The following is a 23,297-nucleotide window of genomic DNA, read 5'->3' as shown; positions in this document are numbered from 1 at the left end:
CGGCGATGCTTAACACCACACGCGAACGGGCTCGGGATGAGCGGCGCGAGGGGTACGGGGATTCACGGTGCAGACCGATTCTGGGGAAGACTGCTTTGGGCATAGTCACGCTCCTTTGAGTGATGGCTGCTAAGGCCAGTCAGCCTAACAGCGTGCCCAGAGCAGAACAACGCATAATCCGAATTCCCATGGCTTCGTTATATTTCTACCCGGATCAGGGAAATCGTCTTCCGAGACATAACGGCGGGCTCGGATCGCTCCGAGCCCGCCGTCACAACCACACAACTAGGCGGCATCCCCCAGCACGATATCCGCGGCCTGCTCGGCCGCGCTTTCGTGACCCTCGTCCGCCGAGACCAGGGCCCTGCGTCCCAGGATCAGGATCAAAACCCCGATCAGCGCGGCCGCCGCAGCCAGGTAGTACGGGGCTGCGGGGGCGATCGCCGCGGCGAGCAGCGCACCCACGGGCGGGGCCACCGCGCCACCAAGGAACCGCACGCCCGAGTACGCCGAGGAGGCCACCGAGCGCGGCAGATCGGTGGATTCCATGACCGCCTCGGTCAGCACGGTGTTGGAAATACCGAGGATCAGTCCGCCCACGATGATCGCGATAATCAGCCCGGTCCGGTTATGCACCACGAGTCCGGCGGCGATCAGGTCCACGGTCAAGGCGGTCAGCACCACCATCAGCAACCGCGAGCGGCGGAAGTGCCGCAGCAGGATCGGGGCCACCACCACGCTGGTGATCGCCAGGGCCACACCCCATCCGAAGAATACAAAGCCGAGTCCGGTGGCCCCGAGTTCCAGCGGGAACGGGCTGTAGGCCAGCAGAATAAAGAACGCCACGTTGTAGAAGAACGCGGTGGCTGCCAGCAGGGCCAGGACCGGGCGGCGCAGGGCGCTAAAGGCCGCGGTGATTTTGACCGGGGCGGGCTTGGCGGGGTCCTTTTTCAAAACGGTCAGGATCGCGATAAACCCGATCGCCATCAGGCTTGCGGTGCCGAAGAACGGTCCGCGCCAGGAGATGTTCCCGAGCAGGCCACCCAGCAGCGGACCCACGGCGATGCCCACACCCAGCGCCGCCTCGTACAGCACGATGGCCGATCCGGCACCACCGCTGGCGGCACCCACGATGGTTGCCAGGGCGGTGGAGATGAAGAGGGCGTTGCCCAGCCCCCAGCCGGCGCGGAAGCCGATGATCTCGTCCACACTGCCCGAGAGGGCGGCCCCCAGGGCGAAGACCACGATGATGACGAGGCCCAGCAGCAGCGTGCGTTTGGCCCCCAGGCGGCTGGAGATCCAGCTGGAGAAGAACATGGCCAGGGCGGTGACCAGCAGGTACGAGGTGAAGAGGAGCTCGGCCTGGGCGGGGGTTGCGTCGAGATCCTTGGCAATGGCCGGGAGGATCGGGTCCACCAGGCCGATGCCCATGAACGCGATCACCGAGGCGAAGACCACGGCCCAGACGGCGGTGGGCTGCTTCCACATGCTGGGAGCGGCCGGTACGGTGGTGGCGTGGCCGCTCATGCGCGGGCCTCCCCGGCGGCGGACGCGGCAGAGTCCGAGTCGGTGGCAGGCTCGGCCTCACGATCCTGGACGGCGGAGCCGGAACCCGCGGCATCGGCAGCGCCGGACGTGGCGGACTCGTCGAGCTCGCCCTCCTCGGGCAGCTCGGCTACCTCGGGGGCCCCCGGCCCCACCGGACCGGAGGTGCTCACCAGCTCGGCGAGGATCCCGGCGGCGGAGTCCAGCGTGTTCAGCTGCTCATCCGAAAGCGCCTCAAACCGAGGGGTGAGCGCGGTCAGCACGGTTTCGCGCCAGTTGGCCAGGGCGTCGCGCCCCTCGACAGAGAGTTCCAGGACGGTGGCGCGGGCATCGGTGGGGTCGGCCACGCGGGCCACCCAGCCGCGCTGTTCCAGCAGCCGGATGATCTTGCTCATCGTGGGCTGGGACACCCGTCCGTGCCGCGCGAGTTCGCCGGTGCGCATCGGCCCGGAAGTATTCAGGGCGTCGAGGGTGCGCCAGATCGCCGGAGATTCGGTACTGGAGGTGGAGTGGGCGGCGATGCGGGTGAGTCGGTGTGCCGAAAACACGAGGTCGCCCAGGATGGCGTGCAGATCACGCCGCGAGGTGGATAAATCAGAACTGGACATGAGTCCATAATACATAGCCAAGCTATATAAATCCTGAATTCCGGGATTTAACGCGGTAACGCGTGGCACCCGGGGGTGCCACGCGTTACGAATGCGATCAGAAGATCGACTCAGCGCATTACGCTCAAGTAAGTGCTCCTCGCGGAGCCCAAATTACTTGACGGTAACGGTTGCGCCAGCCTCTTCCAGAGCAGCCTTTGCCTTCTCGGCGGCTTCCTTGTTTGCGCCCTCGAGCACAGCCTTGGGGGCACCGTCGACAACAGCCTTGGCCTCGCCCAGACCCAGCGAGGTCAGCTCGCGCACAACCTTGATGACCTGGATCTTCTTGTCGCCAGCAGCCTCGAGGATAACGTCGAAGTCCGACTTCTCCTCAGCCTCTTCGGCAGCAGCGGCCGGAGCAGCAGCACCAGCAACGGCAACGGGAGCGGCGGCGGTGACCTCGAAGGTCTCCTCGAAGGCCTTGACGAACTCGGACAGCTCGATGAGGGTGAGCTCCTTGAACGCGTTCAGCAGTTCTTCAGTAGACAGCTTTGCCATGATGTTTCTCCTTATAGTTTCTTAGTTACTCACCGCATTCCTAGGTAGAACCTAGGCTGCGGACTCCTGCTTCTCACGCAGCGCCTCGACCGTGCGAACGGCCTTGGAGAGCGGTGCGTTGAACAGATAAGCGGCTCCGAACAGCGAGGCCTTGAAGGCGCCGGCAAGCTTGCCGAGCAGAACTTCGCGGGACTCGAGATCGGCGAGCTTGCCGACCTCAGCAGCGGTGAGGGGGTTTCCATCGAAGAAACCGCCCTTGACGATGAGCTGAGGGTTTGCCTTGGCGAAGGCACGCAGCTGCTTGGCCACGGCGACGGGGTCACCGTGAACGAAAGCGACGGCGGTCGGACCAGCAAGCTCGTCGTCAAACGAGGTAATGCCGGCGTTGTTGGCCGCAATCTTGGTCAGCGTGTTCTTCACCACGGCGTAGGTTGCGTCTTCACTGATGGAAACGCGCAGCGCCTTGAGCTGTGCGACAGTGAGGCCGCGGTACTCGGTCAGCAGTACGGCAGTCGAGCTCTGGAATTTCTCCGTGAGCTCGGCAACCGCGGCTTCCTTGTTCGCCATGGCTTACTCCTTGTGTATTGGTTCCCACATCGCGGAAGCGATGTGCACCATTTCCCACCGAGGCATAAAAAAATGCTCCGGCACAGGTACCGGAGCGGGAGACAACATCTGCACGGGGCAGCTGTAAAAATCCTTTTCGTTACCTACGCGGGCCGTTCCCTGGGGAACCTTCGCTGCGTGGCGTTTGCACACCACAACAGAACCGGCGGTCTGTGGCTATCTGAAACTCTAACCGATGATTCCGGGATGCGCAAACCGGGCGTTAGTTCCTGCGAGCCAGGCTCCACATCGACACCAGCACCACAATCTGGATCAGCAGCACCGCGCTCAGCGCCACCGGAATTCCCGCATTGAGAACGAGTACTCCCCCGGCAAACGCGCCGAACAACATCGCCGCGACCGCCAGGATGCGCCGGGTGAGCGCCCCGGATTTCCCACCCCAGATATCGGCCACCAGCCCGGTGATCGTCATCGTGAGTACCGTGGTGCTGAGATCCGGGACCCCGAGCGCCCGGGCCGCCGCGCCCTGGACGCCGAGGGCGGTGGCCATCAGCGCGACCATGATGTGCTGAATCATCGGGGCCTCTGCCCCGGTCACCCAGGCCATCGCCACCACCCCGGCAAACGCCAGCACCACCACACCCATCACGTTGCGGAAGGCGCGGATGGGGGCCAGATGGATGCGCGCCATGACGTATCCCCCGAGCCCCGCGCCCAGGATGTAGCCGGCGAGGGCAAAGATGGATCCGGTCAGCGAGAAGTGTGGAGCACCGGCGAGGGCAAAGCCGATCGAGACCACGTTGCCGGTCATATTCGCCACGAATACCCGGCCGAGTTCAAGCACGCTGATCGCATCGACGATGCCGGTGACCGCGGTCAAGACCAGCAGCAGGACGGGAAGCGCGGTGCCAAACTTCGGACCGGCCAGGCTGAAACGCGCGGGCGGTAGGGCGGTGGCGTTGGTGGCGGACATATCGGGACCTTTCTCGGGGTCCGATAGCCAGCCCCGGCTGGCGTGCCGCGCTGCGCAAGAAACAGCGTACGTTATCCACCCCCGCAGCGCCTAGCCCAACCGTCCGATCGGTCCGGATTTGCGGAGCCCGCGGTGTTCGCGTTGGGCAAACTAGTTGCTTAAGCGCACTACCCGCGTGATTGGTACACTGGAGGCGACCGCAAGGGAGTTGACATGGGTATTGCAGACAGTGCCGTCGAGGTTCGTGCCAGCGGCTGGCGTGCAGTCGCCGCGCTACACGGGCTGATCGACACCACGATCGAACGGGCCCTGCAGTCCGAACACGGACTCTCGATGGTGGAATACACCGTGCTCGATGCGCTGAACCGCCAGGACGGCTGGCACATGCGCATGCAGCAGCTCGCCCGCGCAACCGCGCTCTCCAGTAGCGCAACCACGCGTCTGGTCACCCGGTTGGAGGAGCGCTCGCTACTGACCCGGATCCTCTGCGCCGATGATCGCCGCGGCATCTACACCGAGCTGACCGCCGCCGGCCACGCGGCCCTCGACCGTGCCCGCCCCACCCACGACCGTGCCCTCGCCGAAGCTCTCGAGGCCGCCCGCGAGCTACCCGAGCTGGTGCCGGTGCTCAGCGCGCTGGAGGGTGTCATGCCCAGCGTGAGCGAGCCGGTCGGCTAGTTCGACGCCCGTCCGTCCCGCTACCCAGACGGATCCGCGCATCCGTGCGCAGAAAACCGGCGTAATCCCGGTGACTTTCCAGGGGATTTCTGGATACGATCAGGGGGTGACTACTACACCGCGCCTCTCCACGAAGATTTCCGCCATCGCCGAATCCGCCACGCTCAAGGTTGATGCGAAGGCCAAGGCCCTCCAGGCGCAGGGCCGCCCGGTTATTAGCTACGCGGCGGGTGAACCCGATTTCGCGACCCCGGCCCACATTGTGGAGGCCGCGGCGGCCGCCGTGAAGGATCCCAAGAACCACCGCTATACCCCCGCCGCCGGGCTTCCCGAGCTGCGCGAGGCCATCGTGGCAAAGACGCTGCGCGACTCGGGGATCGAGATCGCCGCCAACCAGGTTGTGGTGACCAACGGTGGCAAGCAGTCGGTCTATGAGGCCTTCCAGGTGCTGCTGAACGACGGCGACGAGGTCATCGTCCCGACCCCGTATTGGACCACCTACCCCGAGGTCATCGCGCTGGCCGGCGGCACCGCGATCGACGTCTTCGCCGACGCCGAGGCCGGATATAAGGTCACCCTCGACCAGCTTGAGGCCGCCCGCACCGAGCGCACCAAGATCCTGCTGTTTGTCTCGCCCTCCAACCCCACCGGGGCCGTGTACTCCCCCGAGGAAACTCGCGCCATCGGCGAGTGGGCCCTGGAACACGGCATCTGGATCATCAGCGATGAGATCTACCAGAACCTCACCTATGACGGTGCCCGCGCGATCTCGATCCTCGAGGCCGTCCCGGCGCTGGCGAACCAGACCCTGCTGGTCAACGGTGTGGCCAAGACCTATGCGATGACCGGCTGGCGGGTGGGCTGGACCGTGGGTCCGGCCGACGCGATCAAGGCCCTCACCAACCTGCAGTCCCACCTCTCGGGCAACGTCAACAACATTGCCCAGCGGGCGGCGATCGCCGCGCTGAACGGTCCGCAGGACGAGGTCGAGGCCATGCGCGTGGCGTTTGATCGTCGCCGCAAGACCATCGTGGCCGAACTCAACAAGATCGAGGGCGTCTCGGTGCCGACCCCCGAGGGTGCGTTCTACGTCTACGCCGACGTTCGCGGCCTGCTGGGCCAGGAGTGGGCGGGCGTGACCCCGACCACCTCGCTGGAGCTCGCCGACCTGATGCTTGACGCCGCCGAGGTGGCCGCGGTTCCTGGCGAGGCCTTCGGCCCCTCCGGCTACCTCCGCTTCAGCTACGCCCTCGGCGACGACGCCCTGCTCGAGGGCATCCAGCGCCTGCAGAAGCTCTTCAGCCGCTAGGTTCACCACCACGAATGCCGCTCACCGCAAGGTGGGCGGCATTCGTGTTTTTGCGTGCCGTCAGTCCTGTGGATCTAAAAACGAAGCCCCGTTATTCGCTGAGAGGTCAGGGGAAAATCTGGTAACTGTGCAGTCGCTGCCCCATGCTTACAGTCAACAACGACTTCTGACGAAAGCCGGCAACGTGACACCCTCAGCGAAAAACAAAAGACGCACCCAGATCATCGCATTTGGGTTGGTCATTGCCACCTCAATTGGCGGATTCATTCTCACGGGACTCTTTCTCCCAAGAAGCACGGCCTCGATCACTCAGGTGGGCGTGGTGTCAATCTCAATCCTCATCGCCTTCACCATGATGCGGCGTACGGAGGAGAACGACTAGCGAGAATGAGGGCATTTAGGGGGCCAGGCTTCCTCGTGCGCAGCTCGATATTTTTGTGTAAGGAATGATGTTGAGCCGACCAAACATCTGCCGGAGTGAAATCTCGCAACCAGGCAGGCGGCAATTTGGTTGGCTAATAATGTTGCCCGGGGAATGCGGGCGAGCGGGCGGCTGTTTTTCTCAGCATGACTGAAACCGCCGTGCCCGCCGTGACCGATCTGCCCGAGGGCACCCAGCGTGTGGTGGCCGCCGCCGAGGCGCGTGGGATTCCGATTCGGGTGCGCGAGCGCGGCCCGGCGACGAGCCTGGCCGATGCGGCCGCGCAGATCGGGATCGAGCCCGGGGCGCTGGTCAAGACCCTGGTGATCCGTCGCCACGATGGCAGCTTTCTGCTGGCACTGGTGCCCGGTGGACGCAAGATTTCCTGGCCGATGCTGCGCCAGGCCGTGGGTGTGAACCGTCTCGCGCTCCCCCACGCCGACCTCGCGTTGGAGGCTACCGGCTTTGAGCGCGGCACCATCACCCCGCTCGGCACCACCACCGCGCTTCCGGTGTTTGCCGATGCGAGCATCGCCGAACTGCCCGAGGATTCCTGGATCGGCCTGGGGTCGGGCTCGCACCGGCACGGGATCCTGGTGCCCGCGGCCGCGCTGCTTGCCGGGGTGAACGCGACGGTCGCCCCGATCACCGAGGTCGAATAGCGGCAATGCGGCTCGGTTCTGAACGGTCTTTGACGCCTCTAACCGACAAGGATCATCGCGTGAATGCCAGTGCCCAATGAGTCATCGAACTCATCAATGAGCTATCGGTCCCAGCCTGGCGTGCACACAATCCGCCAGCGACCTAAAGCTCTAGGTCTAGGTCTAGGTCTAGGTCTAGGTCTAGGTCTAGGTCTAGGTCTAGGTCTAGCTTTGCACTCGTTGTTGTGATTGTGTTCTGACCTGCTGGCGGAGTACCGCTCTCACCTCATCATGTATTGAAGTAGAGGTTTCAGCACTGGTCTCGATCGAAACGACCAATCCATAACGGATGCTCTGCCTCTTGTCCTCACTGCCACCGAACTTCATACGCTGAATATCAATTGGAAGTGTTCCATTTTCACCGAAGAGCATGCCGGTATGTCCTTCAAAAATCTCATGTTGACAGCTCCCACGTTTCACTGCATGAAATTCTCCTTCAGTACTCTTACCACCCGTCTTTTGCTTGTCTGGACTCTCGAAAAAGACTTTCGCTCCCCGATACCGGGATTGTTGACTACTGGTTCGAGCCATATACGCAAGCGTTACTGTAACTCGGTGCCAAGCACGGACTGACCGAAGAGACGGAGGCAATGGCACTTGATAAGTGTGCCGTTGGTCTTGTTCTAATGAGCCACCAGCCAAAAGGACGGCACGATTCGTGGCGGCCATTCCCAGCCGTTCAATATCAAGAGCTCCGTATCCAAGTAGCGCAGTAAGTTCCCGCCTGGCAGTTTTTGAACTCATTTCTAGGATCTGTTTGAGTTCGTTAGACCTGTCCCCCCATGAACTCGCATGCACAATTAGTGCCTTTGCTAAGACCGGGTGGTACAGCGGGTCGGGAAAACGCGGATCCCCAGCCGCTGCTCCAGCCTCGAGAATTTCGAAAACTCGATCTGCTTCCCGTGTGACAAGCGCTGTGGCGTTACTAGTCCCGAAAGTGTAAACAGCTGTGTCGACTTTTCCGCCCCGGCCGGGTGCCGCCACTTTAGTACCAGGTGGTACCGCAGGAGTTTCCAAAAGACGAAGCTCAGCAGAAGCCTCGCCTTCCGCGATCAGCGGCTTCAGGTATAAGGCACGACCACCTGCGTGGTAGATATCGGGCTTGATAGAGCGCCCTACACCTGGGCCCACCGCTGCGTAATGCGCCGGCATACCTGGACCAGTAAGATCCCAGACATCATCCGGGAGATCCAAAGCCCCGGCTTCATCAGCATGGGTAGCGCTCACAGTAAGTGCATTGAATGAATCACCCGGCGATAGAATTCCTCGAAGTCTGCTAGTCGTTCTCGCTGCCTTGACAGCGTACGTTGTCGCGTTCTCTGCGGTCGTCACAGATTCGACAGGAATGGACAATGGAGTCGACGGATGATTCCCGGCGCTGACGATGAACAACAGGTTTAGCTCGACAGCGAGCCAATCAAGTAGCCGGCCGGCCGGGCTCATTTTTCTTACGAGAGCGCGAGACTCGACGCCCACAGACAAATTAACTATTCGAACACTGGGGGCTTGCGCCTGCCGCCCAGACTCCCCCTGGACGATCCTCAGAATTGCTCGATGTAGAAGATCCGGAAAGAGTTCGTCATTCGGCATCTGCTCCCATCCAGGGTTGAACTCATGCGGACGCAAAATAGGTCGAACGTAAAGCTTCCGAGATGACGGTTCGCCAGGCTTCGAGAGATCACCATGGATAATTAACGACGCCATCGAAGTGCCATGATGTCGTGATGAGACCGGATAATCCTCTCCGAAGCCATCCGGATCGTCAACAGAGAGCCTACCTGCCAACGTCTTATGGTTTACGAACGGAAGTCCATCCAATAACGCGACTCGAGGCAACCCCTCAGCTACTCCCGCCAAAGGCAGGCCGGGCATTGAAGGCGGATCATCGCTGGGTGCAGCAACAGTCATCGGAATACTCGGGCCTACGAACATTATTTCATCAGCAGACAGAAGTTCAATCGCATCGGCCCCGTCCTGCATTACGCGTTGCACTTGTTGTACAGGAAGTTCAACCAGAAGCGAGTGGTAGCTAATACCTTTAATTTCAGCTCGTCGCTTTACAGATCCTCCGGCCCGCTCAACGATCTCGGACACTCGCGACTCTGCAGCACGGCGTGCGTTGGCGTCGTTCCTAAACCAAAGCTCAATTTCAATACGAACCGGGCTATAAAAGCCACCTGCCACTTCAATTCGCTCATGCCAGGCATCGATCAAACCGGTTTCTTTGACTCGGTCGTCTGGGCCCCATCTACGAATATCGCGCAATTGGGCGAACACAGCTCGAAACTTCGCCAAACCATGATCAAACTTCATCGATGGGTTCTCTACCCACTGGCTAAAAAGGCTAATCAGTTGGCTTGTTGCAGAGCGGTTGGACATTACTAAGTTGAGAGATGCACTAACCTTTTGTTCAATGCGTCCCGAGTCTTGCGCCTCGATATAGAAGTCTTCATCCGGTTCAAATTCTTCTTCAATAGCTTCGACCAGAAACTCAAACCCGGGGATTCGATTTACTGCATTCCGAAAATCCTGCACAGTACCTGCAAGTTCAAAAACTAATACCAGCTCAGGGTCAATCTCTTCCGCAGCATCAGTATGCAACTTAGCTCTCTGGCCAGCAAACGAATCGGCCAGAACCTGGAATTGAGGGGCTAGGCGCTCTCCCTGGCGCACGGCACCAGGGCCTTTGATTGCTGGCGGAACTGCAGGTTTCTGTTTTTTTCTGCTGCCAATCTCGGGGTTCCCTAGTGCCAGAAGCGGCCGTGCTTCACTGCTCATTCGGCTGCCTGACTACGCCAGTGCTCGACCCGTTCCTTGACTATCGTTCGTAAGTCTGTATCAGGCAGTTGAAGTACGGCCCTTCGCCGCACATCAAGAGCAAATTCCTCAAGCTCCGCAAAACTAGCTCCAGCTAGCTTGTCGGCAAGCGTTCTCGGTGCAAATCCAAGATCGCCGCCGAAACGTCCAGCTAAGTCTTCAAGATATTTAGTGGCTTGCGCACGACTCGGTGCCTCGAGTTCCGCTCGAACTTGGAACCTCCGCCACGCGGCGCGATCAAGGAGCTCACTATGGTTAGTTGCGCCAACTAACACCACATGTGCTGGAAGTCGATCTATTTGCAAAAGAAGCGTCGAAACGACCCGCTTGATTTCGCCGGTTTCGTGCTCATCCGCTCGTTCTTTTGCAATCGTGTCCAATTCATCGAAAAAGAATACGCACCGTCTGGAGCGAGCAAACTCGAAAGCGCTATCGAGGCGCGCCGCCGTTTCACCAAGAAAACTTGAAACCACACCTTCATAGCGGATCACGTACAAAGGCAACATGAGCTCAGTAGCAATCGCCTCCGCTACGCTAGTTTTTCCATTTCCAGGCGGGCCTGAAAGTAGAATCCGGTTTCGAGGTTCGATCCCATAGCTGCGAAGCAATTCGCTGCGCTTCTGCTCTTCGACAATTTCAGCGATTACACGCCCAGGGATAGGGGCAAGCTCTAGCTCATCGAGAGTCTTTCGCGGCACAATCTCCTCTACGAGGTCCCGCATCGCCGCGGCTCGGTCGTCTCGCGCGGCACCTTTACCGGAAGTGGTGATAATCTCCGAAAGTCTATCCGCGAGCAAATGGTGCTGGTTAGCACGTTCCTCTGCAATTACTGCTTCAACTAGGACCCGAAAGCGGTCCTTATCGCCCATTCTCTCTGCTTGGACAAGGTCAAGCAGCAAATCAGCACGTGCCATGGTTCCTTCCCCGATCGAGCTAGTTAGCACCCAGAATCATTTTCAAACATCTGCATAATGCATTTTAATAGATGACAATTCGATATTCACCGCACTTGCCTGCTTGTACTGGAACTAGATATCTCTAATATCCGGAACCCGTGGCCCCATGAACAGTCTACGTTGAAGTCGGAATGATCTCGTCTGCTCACGAGACCCAACGCGAGCAACGGAACGTACCCGAAACACTCATCAAACGCCAACGGACCCTGCTGAGCCAACGCCTCCGGATACGGCTGCCACGAGAAGAACTCCTCAATAAACGTGTCCGAGGCAAGCATTGAGGGCAAGAATTCAAAATCGGATGTGAATCCGGCATAGGTGCCGTACCGATACTGAAGAATCCGCACCGTGCCATCGATCATCACCACGATATTCGCCAGCCCCGTCGCCATAATCGGAATCATATGAGGGTGCGGAAAGCACCCCTCCAGACGAATGCGGTACTCATCCGGATTGATCAGCTTGATAAACCCGTCCCGCGCACTCCCAAACCCCTACTGGGTCCAATACTCCAGCAACTGCTCCGGCACATACCCGCGATACCGCTCAATAAGCTCGTCCGGTACCGGTGCAGCATGCTGAAAATCAGTGAACAGTTCAACCATGTGTCGAGGCTACAGGGTCATCACTTCAGCGAATGGCGGCAGCGGCCCCACCAGATGATGAATGAGTTGGATGTGTTCAATCAGCTTCATTTTCTGCAGGTGGTCAGCCCGTTCGGGCCCACCAAGAGCCAGCAGCGGAACAAACCCAAAGCACTCATCGTATTCAAGTGGCCCCTGAGCGCTGACAGCTTCGGGGTACGGTGCCCAGGATAAGAATTTCTGCATGAACGTATCGGATTCCATCATTGATGGCAGAAATTTGAAATTAGAAGTGAAACCGCCATAGGTACCGTGCCGGTATCGCAGGATCACCACTCGGCCCGAAATGGACACAATAAGATCCGCGAGCCCCGTCGCCATGATCGGAATCATATGGGGATGCGGAAGTAACCCTTCAAGTCGGATTCGATACTCGTCCGGGTTGATCAGCTTGATAAACCCGTCCCGCGCACTCCCAAACCCCTGCTGCTTCCAATACTCCAGCAACTGCTCAGGCACATACCCGCGATACCGCTCAATAAGCTCATCGGGTACCGGCGACGCAAGCTGAACCCAACGCGAGCAACGGAACGTACCCGAAACACTCATCAAACGCCAACGGACCCTGCTGAGCCAACGCCTCCGGATACGGCTGCCACGAGAAGAACTCATCAATAAACGTGTCCGAGGCAAGCATTGAGGGCAGGTACTTGAAGTTTGAAGAGAGCCCGGCATAGGTGCCGTACCGATACTGGAGGATCCGCACCGTGCCCTCGATCATCACCACGATGTCCGCCAGCCCCGTCGCCATGATCGGAATCATATGGGGGTGCGGAAAGTATCCCTCCAGACGGATTCGATACTCATCCGGATTAATCAGCTTGATAAACCCGTCCCGCGCACTCCCAAACCCCTGCTGCTTCCAATACTCCAGCAACTGCTCCGGCACATACCCGCGATACCGCTCGATAAGCTCATCGGGTACCGGGGCAGCACGCTGAAAATCGGTGAATAGTTCCATGCCGTTAGCCAAACATGAATGGCCCGGCCGTGCAATCACGGTGTCGGACCCCGCACACCACAATCGCCCCGTGGACTCGTGATCCGCGGGGCGATGTGGGGTGAAGGAACGGCGTGACGACTAGTCCACGTGGGCGGTAACCACGTCCTGCAGCAGGCGCACGCGCACCCGGGACTCGACCTCGGGGGTGTCCTCGGCCGAGTGCTGCACCACGATCGAGAGACCCGAGTCGAGGTGCACGGTGGTGCGACGCAGCGAGCCGAGGAAGCTCGTGGTCACCACGGCACCGGGCTCGCCCTCGCCGTGTTCAAACGATTCCAGCGCCAGGTTTTCCGGACGCACCCGCACGCGGGCCAGCGCACCCTCGGGCAGCGGATCGGTCAGGTCGATCTCGCGACCGAGCAGCGCGATCCGGCCCTCGTGGACCAGCGCGGTGAGCAGGGTCGACTGCCCGATGAAGTTGGCCACAAACCCGGTCTCCGGGCGGCGGTACAGCTCCTCGGGGGTGCCGATCTGATCGATCTTGCCCGAGTTCATGACCGCGATCCGGTCGGCGACCGCGAGGGCCTCCTCCTGGTCGTGGGTCACAAACACCGTGGTGATGCCGAGGTCCAGCTGGATGCGCCGGATCTCGTCCCGCAGCTGGGTGCGTACCTTGGCATCCAGCGCCGAGAGCGGCTCATCCAGCAGCAGCACGCGCGGACGCGTGACCAGCGCGCGGGCCAGTGCCACACGCTGCTGCTGACCACCGGAGAGCTGGTGGGCGAAGCGCTCGGCGAAGTCGCCCAGGCCCACCCGGTCCAGCATCTCCTGGGCGCGAGCGGTGCGCTCGGCGGCGGGCACCTTGCGGGTGCGCAGGCCGAACTCCACGTTCTCGATCACGTTGAGGTTGGGGAACAGCGAGTACGACTGGAACACCATCCCCAGGTCGCGACGGTTCACCGGAACCCGGGTTACGTCCTCCCCGTCGATCAGCAGCTCGCCGCTGGTCACGGTTTCCAGGCCCGCAAGCGAGCGCAGGGCGGTGGTCTTGCCACAGCCCGAGGGGCCGAGCAGGGCCACAAACTCGCCCGGCTGGATGTCGAGGTCCAGTCCGTTCAGCGCACGCTGTGCCCCATACTCCTTGGTGACCGCACGGAAGCGCACGCTCACGCCGGAGCGCTGTGTGGTGGGGGTCGGATCAGACATCAAAGACCTTTCGTTTGGGAGTCGCAATACGCCCGATCACCGCGAGCAGCGCGGTCACGAAGGCGAGGGCGAGCAGCGAGAAGATCACCGCGACATACGGGTCGCTGCGGGAGATTCCCACGATCGCGACCTGCAGGTTCTGCCGGTTCAACAGGGACGCGATGGTGTACTCGCCAAGCACCACCGCAATGGAGATGAACGCCGCCGCCACGATGCCGCGACGCAGCACCGGGAGCAGAATCCGCAGGAAGATCCGCGGCCAGGAGGCACCGAGCGAACGCGCGGCCTCCACCAGGGTCGGGACATCCACCGCGCGAATGCTGGCATCCAGCGCACGCGCGGCAAACGGCAGCACCAGCACACCGTAGATCAGGCCGAGCACCAGGGTGCCCGAACCAAGGATCCGGATGCTCGCACCGAACACCGGTGCCAGACCCACCACCAGGGCGATCGCGGGGATGGCGATCGGAATCACGGTGATGAACTCCAGCACCCGCACCAGCTTGGGGAAGCGCAGGCGCACCAGCAGGGTTGTGGGCAGCAGCACCAGGATCACGATGGCAATCGCAATCAGCGCCAGAGTCAGCGACTCCACCAGGCCCCCAAACAGCGGGCGATAGCGGAACTCGTTGGCTGGATCAAACAGTCCGGTCCAGTGCTCGAGACCGTGACCGGTGGTGGTGCGCAGGCTGAACTCCACCATCGCGATCAGCGGGAGTGCAAACAGCAGTCCGAAGACCACCAGCACGATGACCGCGAAGGGACGGCGCGGGGCCAGCGAGTGCGAGGCACGCACCTTACGGGCCGAACCCAGGGTTTTCACGGCGCTCACTTTTGCCACCTCGCGGTTCGGGCCTGCAGGGCCGAGTAGCCGAGCATCAGCACAATCATGATCACGATCATGCCCAGCGCCAGCGCACCCGCCAGGTTCTCCCGACCGAGGACGGTTTCGGAGATCAGCGCGGTACGAATCTGCAGTGGCACAATCTGGGAGCCCTGACTGATCAGGGCGGCCGCGGTTGCATACGCCGAGAAGGAGTTGGCAAACAGCAGCAGGAATCCACCGGCGAACGCGGGGGCCAGCACGGGGATGCCGACGCGACGCCAGAAGGTCCAGGAGGTTCCGCCCAGGGTCGCGTTGGCCTCGGTCCACGCGGGCTTGAGACCCGAGAGCGCGGGCATGAAGGTCAGCACCATCAGCGGAATCTGGAAGTACAGGTAGGGAAGGATCAGGCCGGGCATCTGGTAGAGCCAGATCTCACCCGGGTAGAGGGCAAATCCGAAAACATCCTTGAGCAGGACGGTCAGCAGACCCTGCACACCGATCGTGGCGATGAACGCGAACGCGAGCATCACACCACCGAACTGTGCCAGCACGCTGGAGATGGCCTCGACCGAGGCGCGCAGGCGCGAGGTCGGCGAGAACGAGAGCAGCGCGTAGCAGATCACGGCACCGATCAGGGCGCCGAGTGCCGCGGTGAGCAGCGAGATCCAGAGCGAGTTCCCGAAGGTACTCAAAACGGTCGGGTCGACAAGGGCCGCGACGTTGTCCCAGGTAAACGCGCCGGAACGGTTAAAGAAACCGGTGGTGAGCGCGAGAACCGTGGGGATCAGCAGAAAAATCAGTACGTAGAGCGCAAACGGAACCAGGCCGAGGCCCGGAATCAGCCGCTGCGCCGAGCCCAGACCGCCGGCTCCCCCGCTGTTGCGAGGAAGCCGGCGGGTCCGGGCAGAGCCGGATGGGGTCATTTACTGAACCGCAGCCGCCCACTTTTCACCGAGGAGCTTAGCGGCCTTTTCGGTCTGCTCCGGGGTGGCCTGGATCAGCGAGGTCGGCTCGACACCCACGGCGTCGAGGGCCTTCTTGTCCACGGTGCCGGCCTTGTCCATCGCGGCGAGGCGAACGGGCAGTGCGCCGGCCTGGAGGTAGAGGTTCTGGACCTCGTCGGAGTAGATCCACTCCTGCCACAGGCGAGCAGCCGCCGGGTGCGGTGCGTCTACGTTGATGGCCTGGTTGTAGTAGGAACCGAGGGCGTCGCCGTCCAGAACCACGGTCTTCCAACCGGGAACCTTGGACTCCTGAGCCATGTTGTTGTAGTTCCAGTCGAAGACAACCGGGGTCTCACCCGAGGCGATGGTCGCCGGGGTGGGGTCCAGGGGCAGGAAGTTTCCGGCCTTCTTCAGGTCCGAGAAGAACTCGATGCCCTTGCTGTAGTCATCCAGGGTTCCACCGTTCTGCACGGTGGCCATGCCCACGGCAGCGAAGGCGGCACCGGCCTGGGTCGGGTCACCGTTGATGGCAACCTTGCCGGCGAAGTCCTTACCCAGCAGGTCGCTGAGCTTGGTGGGGGCGGGAACCTTGTTGGAGTCATAACCGATCGACATCACACCGGTGTAGTCGTTGTACCACAGGCCCGACTTCTCCTTGTTGGCGTCGGGGATGTCGGCCCAGTTCTCCACCTGGTACTTGGCGAACTGGTCGGTGTTCGCCAGGGTCACGGCGGTGCCCAGGTCGAAGACGTCGGGGGCGGTGTTCTGGCCCTTGAGGTCCTTGGCGGCCTTGATCTCCTCGGCGCTGGCGGCATCCGGCGAAGCGGAGTTCACGGTGATGCCGTACTTCTTCTCGAAGCCGGAGATGATCTTGCCGTAGTTCGACCAGTCCTCGGGCAGTGCGATCACGTTCAGCTGACCCTCGGCCTTGGCGGCTTCGACGAGCTTGTCGATGCCTCCCAGGTCCTTGGCGCTGGTAGCGGTGGCGGCCTTAGCGCCTCCGTCGGCGGGGGCGGCGTCGGCGGAGCATCCGCTGAGTCCGAGGGTCACGATCGCGGCAGCCGCGAGCGCGACAACCCATCCGCGCTGAGCCTTCATGTCTGTTTCCTCCAGTAGCGGACGAAGTGGAGGCCCTCATCGGTCGGGTCCTGACTACCTCATCGTCCTGCTGCGCTCACGCTAACAGGATGGAAATACGGGACCGGGACAGAAGGTAACGCGGAGGTGAATGCTCCCCTAATAGCAAAAACCGCTTCCGGAGCCGCTCCGAGGAAATGACATCTGACCAGAGGTTAAACGCATAACGTACGTGACCGAATCGTGATAAATCCGGTCCGATTTGCGGTACTAAATTTCGACGCCGACCAGCACCGGCTCGGGAACCAGCTGCACCCCGAACTCCGCCGAGACGCGAGCCTGCACAAAACGGGCCAGGGCGGCGACCTCATCGCCGGTGGCCCCGCCTGTATTGGTGAGGGCCAGGGTGTGCTTGCTGGAGATCGCGGCGCGCGATCCGGGCAGGCGGAATCCCTTGGAGATCCCCGCATGCTCGATCAGCCAGGCGGCGCTGAGCTTAACCAGCTCGGGGGCCGCGGTGGGGGCATAGTCGGGGAGTTCGCCGGTGTAGTGATCCAGCGGAATGACCGTGGGCTCCACGGCGACCGGGGTGACCGGCCAGCGCGGGGCGTCCTCGGGCAGCGAGCGCGCGGCGGCCAGCGGCACGATCGGGTTGGTAAAGAAGGAACCGGCACTGAAGGTGTCGCGGTCCGACAGGTCCCGGACCATGCCCTTGCTGGCCCGCAAGGCGAGCACGCTGGCGCGCACATCGGCCACCGGCAGCTGGGCGCCGAGCTCGACCCCCAGCGCACCGGCGAGCTGACCGTAGGCAATCGGGGCGCTGTTACCCGCGGCATCGGTCAGCACAAATTCGACGGTCAGGACCACCGCGTCACGCTCGGCGGGCTCGCCGCGGTGACGCTTGAGTACCGAGGTGCGATACCCGAGCTCGAGCTCGTCGGCGGACACCCAGACCGGATCCTCGCCATAACGGTCCAGCAGCTCGACCGCGCTGAGCACCGCCGACACCTCCTGGCCATAGGCACCGATGTTCTGGATGGGGGCGGCCCCGACCGAGCCGGGAATCCCGCTCAGCGCCTCGAGGCCACTCCATCCACTGGACACCGTGTGGGCGACCAGGTCGTCCCACACCACACCCGCGCTCACACGCAGCACAATACGACCGGGCTCGGCGGGAACCACCTCGAGTCCGGGGTGTGCGATGCGCACCACCGGACCGTCATAGCCCTCGTCTCCGGCAACCAGGTTGGAGCCGCCACCGATAATCAGCGGTTCCTCCCCCTCGGACCACAGTTCGCGGAGGGTCTCCACCAGGTGGTCGTGGGTCTGCGGTTCGTACAGTGCGGCAATCGGCCCACCCACCTGGAAGGTGGTGAGCTCGGCGAGGGTGTGAACGCCCACGCTAGAGCGACTCGGCCAGACGCACCCGCACCTGGGCCTTGCCCAGGACGGTCTGCTCGGCGAAGGACACGGTGAGGTCGACCCGGACGGTCTGCGCCTCGGCGTCGATCTGACCGATCTTGGCGGCGATCGAGACGGTCGCACCATCCTGCGGGTCTACAACCACGGGACGGGTGAAGCGGACCTGGTAGTCCTCCACGCGTCCGGGATCGCCGGCCCAGTCGACCACGGGCTGCACGGCGAGACCCATGGTCAGCATGCCGTGGGCGAGGACGCCGGGCAGGCCGACGCTCTCGGCAACGTCGTCCCGGTAGTGGATCGGGTTGAAGTCACCCGAGGCACCGGCGTAACGCACCAGGCTGTCGCGGGAGAGCTCGATGGTCCGCTCGGCGACGATGTCGCCCACGGTCAGCTCGGAAATCTGGGGGATGCTCACTCGTCACCTCGTACAACCAGGGTGGAGATCGCGGTGACCACGTGGTCGCCGGATGCATCCACGATGCGGGATTCGGCGGTCACCATGGAGTGCGCGCCGAGGGTCTTGACCGAGGTTACGGTCAGGGTTGCGGTCAGCAGGTCGCCGGCCACGATGGGCCGGGTGAAGCTGAAGCGCTGGTCGCCGTGGACCACCCGGGAAAAATCGATTCCGGTGTCCGGCAGCGCGAGCAGCTCCGCGAGGGCGTGCTCCTGCACCACCACGGCGAAGGTCGGCGGGGCGACCACGTCGGCATAGCCCGCGGCAACCGCGGCCTCCGGATCGTGGTTCAGCGGGCTCTGGGCAAAGACGGCACGGGAAAACTCGCGCACCTTCTCGCGACCCACAAGATAACTTGCGCTCGGCGGCAGGGTGCGGCCCTGCAGTTCAGGATTTACACTCACCCTCCCAGGATAGCGGGCGCGAGAGTCCCGGGCCGGAATCTGACCGGAGGGTCCCCGGTCGCCTAGGCGGCGACCGAGGCCGGGTGCAGGTCCTTCTGCAGGACCTTCATGCTCATGTCGAGGAGCTTGCCACTCTCGCTGAGGATGACCTCGGCGGGCAGCTCGCGGATCTCACCGGTGGGAACATAGCCGCGGCGACCGTAGAACTCGACCAGCTCGGGGCGCGGGCCCAGCACGGTCATCTCGATTGCATCCACACCAAAGACGGTGGCCGCATGCTCCTCAACCCGGGCGAGCACGGCCTTGCCGACGCCGCCCCCCTGGTAGTCGGGGTTCACCGCGAACAGGCCAAAGTAGGCGCGGTCCGGGGCGATCTTTCGGATCAGGCCGCAACCCACAAGCGTGCCATCCTCGGCGTGGGCCAGAATCATGTCGGTGTCGGGGATACTCAGCTCGGCCAGCATCTCGGTCTCGTTAATCCGGTCGTGCTCAAACATGTTGCCCTCGCTGGTCCAGCCGGACTCATTCCCGCGGTACGCGCGGACAATCAGGGGAACGATGGTGGGGATATCGGATTCGGTGGCAAGGCGCAGAGCTAGGGTATTCACTAAAAAATTGTAAACCCGATCTGATGATTTTTTTATATCCGGTGTGGTTCACTGGCGGTGCCGCCCGATTCGCGTGCGCGCAGAACCCCGGGAGTGAACATGCGGGTACTCATCGTTGATGACGAACAGATTTTTGCCGACACCCTGCGCATCGCGCTGTCCCGGGAATCGATGGCCGTGGATGTCTGCCACGACGGCCTGGAGGCGCTGGAACTCCTGTCTATCAATGACTACGACGTGTGTGTGCTGGACCGCGATCTTCCGGGGATGCACGGCGACGAGGTGTGCCGCCGGATCGTGGACTCCCCCGACCCGGTGCCCGTCCTCATGCTCACCGCGGCCCGCCGCCTCGGGGAAAAGGTCGCCGGATTCGAGCTGGGGGCTGACGATTACCTGACAAAGCCCTTCGACCTTGCCGAGCTGGTGGTCCGCATCCGCGCGTTGGCCCGGCGTCCGCGGCGAGCGCTGCCCCCGGTGCTTTCGGGATTCGGAATCGAGCTGGACTCCTTCCGTCACGAGGTCACCCGAGACGGCACCCCGATCCGGCTCTCCCGGAAGGAGTTTGCGGTGCTGGAGATCATCCTCGCCGCCGATGGATCCCCGGTCAGCGCCGAGACCCTGTTGGAGAAGGCCTGGGACGAGAACGCCAACCCGTTTACCAACTCCACCCGGATGACCGTCTCGGCCCTGCGCAAGAAGCTCGGGGAGCCCTGGGTCATTCAGACGGTTTCCGGGGTGGGGTACCGGCTGGGCCTGCGCGATGCCTAGGGAAACGACTACGACCCCCGAGGTGCGTCCGGCCCGGTTCACCGCGCGCACCCGGCTCACCCTGGTCACCTCGGGGCTGATCCTGGCCATGGGCACCGCGATGGTGGTGCTGATCTCGATCATGATCCGCTACCTCCCCTCCTATAACTTCGGGACGGTCACGACGTCACCGCTGAGCACCACGGGCCAGGCCACCCTGGTCCCGGTGCCCGGGGCCACCCTGCCCACAACCGCACCGGCACCGGCCGGGGTTGCCGTGGCAATCGGGGAGGTGTCGAGTCCCGAAGACCTGTTCCGCGCCGCCCTGGTGATCGGCATCACCGCACTGGTACTGCTGGGTGCCCTGGGAATCTTCCTGAGCTATGTGATGGCCGGGCGGATCCTGCGCCCGCTGCGCGACCTCGACCGCGCCGCCTCCCGTGCCGCCGCGGGAGAGCTCAGCCATCGCCTCGCCCCCACCGGCGCCCGCGACGAATTCACCGGTCTGGCCACCACCTTTGACACCATGCTGGAGCGGCTGGAACAGACCTTCGCCGCCCACGAACGCTTCGCCGCCAACGCCTCCCATGAGCTGCGCACCCCGCTCGGCACCACCGCGCTGCTGCTGGATGTGGCCCGGGACGGAAACGTGGATCCCGAAACCGCCGCGCTGCTCGATAAGCTCGCGGTCACCAACACCCGTAACCTGATCATCGTGGATGCGCTGTTGGATCTCGCCACGATCGGGGCGAATCCGCCCGGTCATGAGGAGACCAACCTCGCCGACATCGCCACCCAGGTCCTGGCCGAGCAGGCGGAGGCCGCCGCGAACCGGGGCATCGACATGCGCCCCGACCTGGGCTCGGCACCGCTGCGCGGAGATAAGGTCCTGCTCAGTAGGCTCACCGACAATCTGGTGCGCAACGCGATTCGGCACGGGGACGCCGGCGGATGGCTGAGCGTCGGCACCACAATGCTGCCCGATGCGTCGGCGCTGCTGCGGGTAGAAAACTCCGGCGAGGAGCTGGCCCCCGAGCAGATCACCCGGCTCACCGAGCCGTTCTTCCGGGTGCGGGCCCGGCTCGCCGAGCCGGTGGCTTCTGTGGGTTCGGGATCCGACAACCAGCGGCCGGCGGATACTCACGGTCTGGGGCTGGCCCTGGTGGATGCAATCGTCACCGCCCATCACGGCTCCCTGGTGTTGGAGCCCGGGCGCGCTGGCGGGTTACGGGTGACCGTGACCATCCCTTCCTCCGGTGGCGTTTTCACCGAAGAGGCCCGGGCGAGCATCTCTAGATAGGGCCGAATCGGGCCGCCGACCTAACGGCCACCAGTCATCCCTCGCATACACAACGACACGAGCCGCCGACCTCGTTGCCACCAGTCACCCCGAGCAGACACAACGACACGGGCCGTCGACCTCGTTGCTGCAAGTCACCCCGAGCAGACACAACGACACGGGCCGCCGAGTGGTGTCACACCCGACGGCCCGTGCCGTTGTCCCGAACCGCCGCCGCGGGCTATGCCTTCGGCGCCGGAGCGGTGGTGTGCGGGCCCGCGGGAATGGTCGCGGGATCGATCGGGCCCACCACGGTCGCGTGACCGATCTTCACATCGGTGGGCAGCTTCACGCCCGGAACCGGGACCAGGGTGGAGGAACCGGTGACGTTATGTCCGGCGTCCTTGAGGAGCTTCTGTGCATCCACCGGACCAACCTCGATGGCGGTACCCTTCGGTGCGTCGGTGGGGAGCTTGACGCCGGGCACCTCCTTGAGCTGGACCGCGTGAGCGCCCGCATCGTCCTTGCTGCCGGAATCGGCCGCATTCGCCGCCCCGGCGGCGACAATCCCGAGCACACCCACGCCGAGTGCCAGCGCGGAACCGGTCAGGATCTTCTGAGTCTTGCTAAACATGATTTCCCTCGTTTTTCTGCCACCGGGTGGTGGCTACGAGTTCATCTCATCAAAGTCGCTGTCGTCAGGACGTAAGCGTTTTGTGCAATATCCAGCTTCGCGCGAACCCTAGCTCAGCTCTGCCGCGCGCACCCGCAGTTTGGTCTTCCAGGGGTCCTCGAAGAGCAGGGTCTGGCCGTCGAAGCCGAACTGGATCCCGGCGAAGGTGAGGCGGGAGGCCAGCGCATCGATATCCACCCGGGCGGGCACGGTGATGTCCACGATCCCCAGCCCAAAGGTCGCGGCGCGGGGACCCGCGCCGTTGCTGCGCCAGGTATTCATCCCGATGTGGTGGTGGTATCCGCCGGCCGAGATGAACAGGGCCTGCGGCAGCTCGGTCTTGATCTCGAATCCGAGGGTGTCCACATAGAAGGATCGGGCCTGGTCGAGGTTGCCGACCTGCAGGTGAATGTGGCCGAGGGTCATGCCCTCGCGCGGCGGTGCGGCGATCACGTCCTCGGTGAGGTGGGTGCGCAGGAACGCGTTGGGATCCAGCGGCAGCGTGGCCCCGCGGATGCGTCCGCCAGCCTCGTAGGTCCACTGGTCGCGCGGACGGTCGCGGTAGAGTTCGAGCCCGTTGCCCTCGGGGTCGTCAAAGTAGAACGCCTCGCTGTAGAGGTGATCGGCGCTCCCCGAGAAGGAATGCGGCTCACGACTCGCGACCGTGGCCACGGCGAGCGCCAGCGAAGACTGGTCGGGAAAGAGCAGGGCCGAGTGGTAGAGGCCCGCATCCCCAGGACGCAGCGGCGGCAGGTCGGTTTCGCGACGCAGCTTGAGCGCCGAGATGCCGTCGCGACCGAGGATCACGGTGTCGCCCTCGGCCTGCTGCACATCGAGGGTCACGGCCTCGTGATAGAAGCGCGTCATCAGGTCCAGGTCGCGCACCAAAAGCTCGACCTCACCCATCTGTGTTCCGGCCGCCAGAATGTTCTCGGTACTCATCACACGCTCCCTCAAT

General features: G+C 62.9%; 27 protein-coding genes. 6 read left to right on the top strand and 21 right to left on the bottom strand.

Going from position 1 to position 23,297, the window contains the following annotated elements; translation table 11 throughout:
- Window positions 1–285: 285 nt before the first annotated feature.
- The 5 genes from IE92_RS0114910 to IE92_RS0114890 all read right to left on the bottom strand — a co-directional run bounded on the left by IE92_RS0114910 (window position 286) and on the right by IE92_RS0114890 (window position 4,230).
- Window positions 286–1,527, bottom strand: a complete 1,242-nt coding sequence (locus IE92_RS0114910; RefSeq protein ID WP_030149301.1) for an MFS transporter — start codon at window positions 1,525–1,527, stop codon at window positions 286–288.
- Window positions 1,524–2,153 carry a MarR family winged helix-turn-helix transcriptional regulator gene (locus tag IE92_RS0114905; RefSeq protein ID WP_081864174.1) on the bottom strand — a complete coding sequence of 210 codons (630 nt, stop codon included), beginning with the start codon at window positions 2,151–2,153 and terminating at the stop codon, window positions 1,524–1,526. The genes IE92_RS0114910 and IE92_RS0114905 overlap by 4 nt, the downstream gene beginning before the upstream one ends.
- 153 nt (window positions 2,154–2,306) lie before the next feature.
- Window positions 2,307–2,690 carry a 50S ribosomal protein L7/L12 gene (gene rplL / locus IE92_RS0114900; protein ID WP_030149299.1) on the bottom strand — a complete coding sequence of 128 codons (384 nt, stop codon included), beginning with the start codon at window positions 2,688–2,690 and terminating at the stop codon, window positions 2,307–2,309.
- A gap of 51 nt (window positions 2,691–2,741) precedes the next feature.
- Window positions 2,742–3,257 (bottom strand): 50S ribosomal protein L10, encoded by a 516-nt coding sequence (gene rplJ, locus IE92_RS0114895; protein WP_030149298.1) that lies wholly within the window; start codon window positions 3,255–3,257, stop codon window positions 2,742–2,744.
- 262 nt (window positions 3,258–3,519) lie between these two features.
- Entirely contained in the window at window positions 3,520–4,230 is a 711-nt protein-coding gene (locus IE92_RS0114890; RefSeq protein WP_030149297.1) for a YoaK family protein, read from the bottom strand.
- 213 nt (window positions 4,231–4,443) lie between these two features.
- Between IE92_RS0114890 and IE92_RS0114885 the strand changes: the two genes are divergently transcribed.
- From IE92_RS0114885 to IE92_RS0114870, 4 genes are all read left to right on the top strand, one after another.
- The gene (locus tag IE92_RS0114885; protein WP_030149296.1) at window positions 4,444–4,908 is read left to right on the top strand and encodes a MarR family winged helix-turn-helix transcriptional regulator; all 465 of its coding nucleotides are present in this window, start codon (window positions 4,444–4,446) and stop codon (window positions 4,906–4,908) included.
- Window positions 4,909–5,014: 106 nt separating this feature from the next.
- Entirely contained in the window at window positions 5,015–6,217 is a 1,203-nt protein-coding gene (locus IE92_RS0114880; RefSeq protein ID WP_030149295.1) for a pyridoxal phosphate-dependent aminotransferase, read from the top strand.
- A gap of 127 nt (window positions 6,218–6,344) precedes the next feature.
- On the top strand, window positions 6,345–6,599 hold the full coding sequence (locus IE92_RS0114875; protein WP_156027607.1) for a hypothetical protein: 255 nt from the start codon (window positions 6,345–6,347) through the stop codon (window positions 6,597–6,599).
- 185 nt (window positions 6,600–6,784) lie between these two features.
- On the top strand, window positions 6,785–7,300 hold the full coding sequence (locus IE92_RS0114870; protein ID WP_051702011.1) for an aminoacyl-tRNA deacylase: 516 nt from the start codon (window positions 6,785–6,787) through the stop codon (window positions 7,298–7,300).
- Window positions 7,301–7,504: 204 nt separating this feature from the next.
- Here the strand turns inward: IE92_RS0114870 and IE92_RS17995 are convergent, their stop codons facing one another.
- The 14 genes from IE92_RS17995 to IE92_RS16900 form a co-directional block, all read right to left on the bottom strand.
- A complete protein-coding gene (locus IE92_RS17995; protein ID WP_081864173.1) occupies window positions 7,505–10,117 on the bottom strand; it encodes a S8 family peptidase in 2,613 nt (870 codons plus the stop codon).
- Entirely contained in the window at window positions 10,114–11,070 is a 957-nt protein-coding gene (locus tag IE92_RS17990) for an AAA family ATPase (RefSeq protein WP_081864185.1), read from the bottom strand. The genes IE92_RS17995 and IE92_RS17990 overlap by 4 nt, the downstream gene beginning before the upstream one ends.
- A gap of 86 nt (window positions 11,071–11,156) precedes the next feature.
- Entirely contained in the window at window positions 11,157–11,390 is a 234-nt protein-coding gene (locus IE92_RS19185; RefSeq protein WP_425411849.1) for a T6SS immunity protein Tdi1 domain-containing protein, read from the bottom strand.
- 216 nt (window positions 11,391–11,606) lie between these two features.
- On the bottom strand, window positions 11,607–11,717 hold the full coding sequence (locus IE92_RS18460; RefSeq protein ID WP_156027605.1) for a GAD-like domain-containing protein: 111 nt from the start codon (window positions 11,715–11,717) through the stop codon (window positions 11,607–11,609).
- A 9-nt stretch (window positions 11,718–11,726) separates the two neighbouring features.
- Complete coding sequence (locus IE92_RS0114850) at window positions 11,727–12,215, bottom strand: T6SS immunity protein Tdi1 domain-containing protein (RefSeq protein WP_051702010.1); 489 nt, start codon at window positions 12,213–12,215, stop codon at window positions 11,727–11,729.
- Between the two features lie 25 nt (window positions 12,216–12,240).
- Window positions 12,241–12,717, bottom strand: coding sequence for a GAD-like domain-containing protein (locus IE92_RS0114845; protein ID WP_030149290.1), 477 nt, complete (start codon window positions 12,715–12,717; stop codon window positions 12,241–12,243).
- Between the two features lie 120 nt (window positions 12,718–12,837).
- Window positions 12,838–13,905, bottom strand: a complete 1,068-nt coding sequence (locus IE92_RS0114840; protein WP_030149289.1) for an ABC transporter ATP-binding protein — start codon at window positions 13,903–13,905, stop codon at window positions 12,838–12,840.
- Window positions 13,898–14,737 (bottom strand): ABC transporter permease subunit, encoded by an 840-nt coding sequence (locus tag IE92_RS0114835; protein WP_245601314.1) that lies wholly within the window; start codon window positions 14,735–14,737, stop codon window positions 13,898–13,900. The genes IE92_RS0114840 and IE92_RS0114835 overlap by 8 nt, the downstream gene beginning before the upstream one ends.
- Window positions 14,734–15,654 (bottom strand): ABC transporter permease, encoded by a 921-nt coding sequence (locus IE92_RS0114830; RefSeq protein ID WP_156027603.1) that lies wholly within the window; start codon window positions 15,652–15,654, stop codon window positions 14,734–14,736. The genes IE92_RS0114835 and IE92_RS0114830 overlap by 4 nt, the downstream gene beginning before the upstream one ends.
- The gene (locus tag IE92_RS0114825; protein WP_030149286.1) at window positions 15,655–16,773 is read right to left on the bottom strand and encodes an ABC transporter substrate-binding protein; all 1,119 of its coding nucleotides are present in this window, start codon (window positions 16,771–16,773) and stop codon (window positions 15,655–15,657) included.
- Window positions 16,774–17,022: 249 nt separating this feature from the next.
- On the bottom strand, window positions 17,023–18,153 hold the full coding sequence (locus IE92_RS0114820; RefSeq protein WP_030149285.1) for a UDP-N-acetylmuramate dehydrogenase: 1,131 nt from the start codon (window positions 18,151–18,153) through the stop codon (window positions 17,023–17,025).
- A gap of 1 nt (window position 18,154) precedes the next feature.
- On the bottom strand, window positions 18,155–18,583 hold the full coding sequence (locus IE92_RS0114815) for a MaoC family dehydratase (RefSeq protein WP_245601316.1): 429 nt from the start codon (window positions 18,581–18,583) through the stop codon (window positions 18,155–18,157).
- A 2-nt stretch (window positions 18,584–18,585) separates the two neighbouring features.
- A complete protein-coding gene (locus IE92_RS0114810; protein WP_030149283.1) occupies window positions 18,586–19,032 on the bottom strand; it encodes an FAS1-like dehydratase domain-containing protein in 447 nt (148 codons plus the stop codon).
- Window positions 19,033–19,094: 62 nt separating this feature from the next.
- On the bottom strand, window positions 19,095–19,640 hold the full coding sequence (locus tag IE92_RS16900) for a GNAT family N-acetyltransferase (RefSeq protein WP_043322265.1): 546 nt from the start codon (window positions 19,638–19,640) through the stop codon (window positions 19,095–19,097).
- 99 nt (window positions 19,641–19,739) lie between these two features.
- On the opposite strand from IE92_RS16900, the gene IE92_RS0114800 reads away from it, so the two are divergent.
- Window positions 19,740–20,408 (top strand): response regulator transcription factor, encoded by a 669-nt coding sequence (locus IE92_RS0114800; RefSeq protein ID WP_030149281.1) that lies wholly within the window; start codon window positions 19,740–19,742, stop codon window positions 20,406–20,408.
- On the top strand, window positions 20,401–21,687 hold the full coding sequence (locus tag IE92_RS0114795; RefSeq protein WP_081864170.1) for a sensor histidine kinase: 1,287 nt from the start codon (window positions 20,401–20,403) through the stop codon (window positions 21,685–21,687). The genes IE92_RS0114800 and IE92_RS0114795 overlap by 8 nt, the downstream gene beginning before the upstream one ends.
- Window positions 21,688–21,907: 220 nt before the next feature.
- Here the strand turns inward: IE92_RS0114795 and IE92_RS0114790 are convergent, their stop codons facing one another.
- Window positions 21,908–22,300: a hypothetical protein gene (locus tag IE92_RS0114790; RefSeq protein ID WP_030149279.1), complete on the bottom strand. Its 393-nt coding sequence runs from the start codon at window positions 22,298–22,300 to the stop codon at window positions 21,908–21,910.
- A gap of 108 nt (window positions 22,301–22,408) precedes the next feature.
- Complete coding sequence (locus IE92_RS0114785) at window positions 22,409–23,281, bottom strand: VOC family protein (RefSeq protein WP_051702008.1); 873 nt, start codon at window positions 23,279–23,281, stop codon at window positions 22,409–22,411.
- Between the last annotated feature and the right edge of the window lie 16 nt (window positions 23,282–23,297).

This window comes from Mycetocola saprophilus, from assembly GCF_000718085.1.
GTDB classification, from domain to species: Bacteria; Actinomycetota; Actinomycetes; order Actinomycetales; family Microbacteriaceae; genus Mycetocola; species Mycetocola saprophilus.
This window is presented reverse-complemented; position numbering and strand designations above follow the sequence as displayed.